Genomic DNA, 2,629 nt, shown 5'->3' with positions numbered 1-2,629 from the left:
GGATGTGTATAAGAGACAGATATTAACTAACTTATATAAATCAGTCGCAAACTTTCCACATCCAGTTATGCTTATCTTCGACATCACCGAGCTGAATGCCAAGTAACTCATCGCGCAAAGCCTGAGTTAACTCACCAACGCCACCATCGGCAACCTTAAGATCGAATTCATCGGACTTAAAGCGACCAATTGGCGTAATGATTGCAGCAGTACCGCAAGCAAAGACTTCAGTAACCTCGCCAGAACGAATGTCGTCAAGCAACCCTTGAAGAGGAATCATGGTTTCAACAACCTTATGTCCTGCTTCCTCAGCAAGCTGAATCAAAGAACGACGCGTAACGCCAGGAAGAATACTGCCAGTAAGAGATGGAGTTTCCAAATGGCCATCCTTGTGGAGTGCGAACATATTCATGCCACCAAGCTCTTCCAAATAAGTCTTAGTTGCAGCATCGACGAAGCACACCTGCTCGCAACCGTGCTCAATACCCTTGTATTCACCAAGCAAGGAAGCAGCGTAATTTCCACCGCACTTAGCAAAACCAGTACCACCAGGACCAGTACGGAACCACTGATCTTCAACCCAAATGCTAACAGGCTTCAAACCACCCTTGAAGTATGGGCCGGATGGAGAAGCGATAACACAGTATTCAACTTCGTGAGCTTCGCGCACACCGAGGAACGGCTCGGAAGCAAACATGAATGGACGCATGTAAAGCGTATACTCTCGACGGCTCGGAACCCATTGCTTATCTCGCTTTACCAAGGCTGCAACCGATCCAATAAAATCATCAATAGAGAGTTCCGGCAAATACAAACGCTTAGCAGAATTTTGGAAACGAGCAGCATTAATATCTGGGCGGAAAAGCCAAATAGAGCCGTCGGCGCGCTTATAAGCCTTCAAACCTTCAAAGCACTCCTGAGCATAGTGCAACACAGATGCACCTGGATCCATTTTCAATGGACCATAAGGCTCTACACGACGATCAGACCATCCTTCGCCTTTAGTCCAAGACATATGAACCATATTGTCGGAGAAAATCTGACCGAAAGCAGGCTTATCAATAAGTTCGTTGCGCTTTGCGTCCGAAACTGGATTATCATTCGGCAGAACTTCAAAGTTGCCAGCCAATTTGTTCAACAGAGTTGTATCGCTATGATCATAAGACTCATAAGCGTCAGAAAACTCTGGAGCTACTTCTAAATCAGCCATTATGTCTCTTTTCTATGTGGATTATTTCTACTTGCCTTTTACCGCAATTAACGTATAGAATAATACGATTCTTGTTTTTCGCAAAACTTACACGCCAAAATATCKWMWGAAATATTTCMRWAAAAATATAAATGTTTTCTGTTAATGAGTTGTGCGTCTGCTCTTGACTTTTTCGAACGGGGGGGGGGTATGTTAATAACAGCTTCCGGCTGGATATTCTGCGCTGGTAGTTATTCACAAAACTTAAGTTGTGAATGTTAATTTTTTCTTCGCGCGTTTGGCGTGAAGGAGAAGAAGAAAGGAAAATATTATGTTGAATAAGAAGGCTATCGCCGCATTCGCTGCTGGCGCAACTTTGCTTTCCGGTCTCGCTTTCGCGGCTCCAGCTTTCGCTGAGGATGCTCCTGCTGGTGCTCCTGCTGCTCAGGGTGGTGCTGCTGCTCAGGGTGGTGCTGCTGCTCAGGATGAGAAGGATGATAATTGGCTCTATGAGCCTGAGGACTCTCAAGCTCTTGCTGATCGTTTGAATGCTGAGAAGGCTGCTAAGATTGCGGCTGACGAGAAAGATAAGTATGAGCATACTCCATTTGGCAATATGGACACGGATTACAAGAAGTGTGTGAAGCTTTACGGTGAAGATGCTCTCGAGTGCAAGGCTGTCGCTGACTACCTCAAGCGTCATGGTCAGAAGGTTGATGACAAGGCTAACGACAAGAAGGCTGATAAGAAGGCTGATAAGAAGGCTGCTGGTAAGAAGGCTGCTGCTCCATTGGCTAAGACCGGTGCTGCTGTAGCTTTGGCTGCTGTTGCTGCTTCCGTGCTTGCTGGCATGGGTGCTGCTCTTCGCAAGATCCGTCACTAAGCTTTTAGCACATTAAGTGTGTTGATTGTTTAATGATTTGTGAGCGTGCTGTACGTGAGTATGGTGCGCTCACTTGTTAAATCTTTCACTCAACGTGCTGCGAATGCTGTTTAGTGTTTTGTGGCGGGTTTGCTTTCGGGCTTTTGCATGATTCTACTGTTTTGCCAAATCTCTTTCTTCACGGTAGTGTTGTGCGCTGGTTTTCGGGGGCGTGACTGTTGAGTGTTTGGCTGGCTTGTTTGTTAGGGAAACGAGGCGGTTTTGTTAAAGGGCTTGGGTTTGGTGCTACTAGGGGCATCAGGCTCCAAGCCCTTTCTTCGTATGTGTCTGCTTGCTGACTGTACTATTGCTAGATGTTGTTGTTGCGATGCGACCAAAACGACTCAGCTGTGAGTAGTTTATGTCGCCTGCGCTTTTAGTGACCAACTTGTCTAGCGGTTCACTTGCTTACTCATCTGCTCACTAATCTACACATCTATCTACTTATATAATTAACCATCCTCCAACAAGCATATTTACTCTTCCTGCTTCTCATGTTCTTTTTTATACTTGAATCA

General features: G+C 45.7%; 2 protein-coding genes. One reads left to right on the top strand and one right to left on the bottom strand.

Translation table 11 applies throughout. From position 1 onward, the window contains the following. Positions 1–40: 40 nt before the first annotated feature. On the bottom strand, positions 41–1,210 hold the full coding sequence (locus tag A5295_RS04490; RefSeq protein WP_004108753.1) for a branched-chain amino acid aminotransferase: 1,170 nt from the start codon (positions 1,208–1,210) through the stop codon (positions 41–43). A 310-nt stretch (positions 1,211–1,520) separates the two neighbouring features. Here A5295_RS04490 and A5295_RS04485 point away from each other — a divergent pair, with 310 nt between their 5' ends. Then, positions 1,521–2,072, top strand: a complete 552-nt coding sequence (locus tag A5295_RS04485; protein ID WP_064621870.1) for a hypothetical protein — start codon at positions 1,521–1,523, stop codon at positions 2,070–2,072. Positions 2,073–2,629 lie beyond the last annotated feature (557 nt).

Origin of the sequence: Gardnerella sp. 26-12 (assembly GCF_001660745.1) — a bacterium.
GTDB lineage: Bacteria > Actinomycetota > Actinomycetes > Actinomycetales > Bifidobacteriaceae > Bifidobacterium > Bifidobacterium swidsinskii.
This window is presented reverse-complemented; position numbering and strand designations above follow the sequence as displayed.

Bases quoted from the DNA above. Each gene is read 5' to 3' on its own strand.
- A5295_RS04485 (WP_064621870.1), top strand. From the start codon at position 1,521: ATGTTGAATAAGAAGGCTATCGCCGCATTCGCTGCTGGCGCAACTTTG.
- A5295_RS04490 (WP_004108753.1), bottom strand. From the start codon at position 1,210: ATGGCTGATTTAGAAGTAGCTCCAGAGTTTTCTGACGCTTATGAGTCT.